Source organism: Acutalibacter intestini (assembly GCF_034334985.1).
Classification (GTDB): Bacteria; Bacillota; Clostridia; order Oscillospirales; family Acutalibacteraceae; genus Acutalibacter; species Acutalibacter intestini.
In genome coordinates this window covers 1-1,612 of the sequence record NZ_JAWXXL010000093.1, presented here as the reverse complement: position 1 = coordinate 1,612, position 1,612 = coordinate 1, and the positions used below count along the sequence as shown (strand labels likewise).

General features: G+C 55.3%; 1 protein-coding gene. It reads left to right on the top strand.

Features of this window, described 5'->3' with window-relative positions:
- Window positions 1-263 precede the first annotated feature (263 nt).
- Entirely contained in the window at window positions 264-1,469 is a 1,206-nt protein-coding gene (locus tag U8U68_RS21740; RefSeq protein WP_322204534.1) for an IS110 family RNA-guided transposase, read from the top strand.
- Window positions 1,470-1,612 lie beyond the last annotated feature (143 nt).

The window sequence follows — 1,612 nt, the reverse complement described above, 5'->3', positions numbered from 1 at the left end:
CTATTACAATATAATTTGGTTGGGACCCTCGGCAGCCAGCCGGGGGTTTCGTCCGTCTCGTGCCAAAGCTACAATAAGAGGAGCAACTGGCTGGCCTTCACCTCCTTGGGCTTTGAAGTCCGATGTAAAGACTGTCAGCCATCCTCTTGTTGCAGCGTTCGGTTTAAGCAGGTTGAGCCTTGAGTTCGCGTCACCCAATAGATTGAATCGGCAGCGAGAAAAAGATGGGTTCCGGTTGCAAATTTTGTATTGGGAGAATGAACATGAACTGTGTAGGTGTTGATGTTTCCAAAGGCAAAAGCATGATTGCCGTCATGCGTCCTTTGGGAGAGCTGGTGATCCCGCCCTTTGAGGTAGGACACACCGGCATTGAGTTGTGTGAGCTGTCGAGCCGGTTGAGAGAACTGGGCGGCGAAACCCGCGTGGTGATGGAGGCTACGGGGAACTACCATTTGCCGGTGGCCAGCTTCCTCTACGATTCCGGGTTTTACGTTTCCGTGGTGAACGCCATGCTGGTGCATGGTTACGGGAACAACAGCCTGCGGCGGGCCAAGACCGACAAGAAGGACGCGATCAAGCTGGCCAACTACGGCCTCGACCACTGGCTGGCACTGCCCAAATACATCCCGGAGGATGAAGTGCGGCTGATGCTGAAAACTACATACCGCCAGTACCAGCAATGCGCCAAGGTGCAGACCATGCTCAAAAACAATCTGATTTCCTTGCTTGACACCGCGTTTCCAGACGCAAATCGCCTGTTTTCCAGCCCCGCCAGGGCGGACGGCAGCGAGAAGTGGGTGGACTTTGTGGCTGCTTTCCCGCACTGTGAGTGTGTCTGCGGGCTGTCCGAAAAAGCGTTTACAGCCAAGTATCAGAAATGGTGCAAGAAACACGGTTACAATTTCAGTCAGGACAAAGCACTGGACGTCTACGCCTCCGCCTGTGGACATTTCAGCGTCATGCCCAAGACCGATACGGCCAAGTTCCTGGTGGAGCAGACGGTATCCCAGCTCCGAGCCGTTTCCGCCGCCTTGTCCGCGCTTCGGAATGAAATGCAGTCCCTGGCGGCATCCCTGCCGGAATACCCTGTTGTGATGGGGATGTTCGGCGTTGGCCCGGCCCTCGGCCCTCAGCTCATGGCGGAGATCGGCGATGTGCGCCGCTTCTACTCCAAGAAGGCGCTGGTGGCCTTTGCGGGTATCGACGCTCCGCCGTACCAGTCCGGCCAGATGGAAGTCCGCAGCCGGAGCATCTCCAAACGTGGCTCCTCCGCCCTGCGCAGAACGCTGTTCCTGGTGATGAGCGTGATCCTCCAGCGCTCCCCATCTGATAACCCGGTGTACCAGTTCATGGACAAGAAACGCGCCGAGGGCAAACCTTATCGTGTTTACATGATGGCCTCCGCCAACAAGTTCCTGCGTATCTACTATGCCACCGTGAGGCAGTACTTGGACAGCCTCGAAGCTTAACACTCTATCTCAGATCCGCCTATCACAGGCCAGCGCCAAAATTTTTCAATGGCGGTGGCTTGGTTTTCTGTACCCTTTTTGCGGCGACTATAAAATCCCGCTTACCTTCAATTTGGCTCTTGACTTTTATTAGCAGGTCTTTA

Bases quoted from the DNA above. Each gene is read 5' to 3' on its own strand.
- U8U68_RS21740 (WP_322204534.1), top strand. From the start codon at position 264: ATGAACTGTGTAGGTGTTGATGTTTCCAAAGGCAAAAGCATGATTGCC.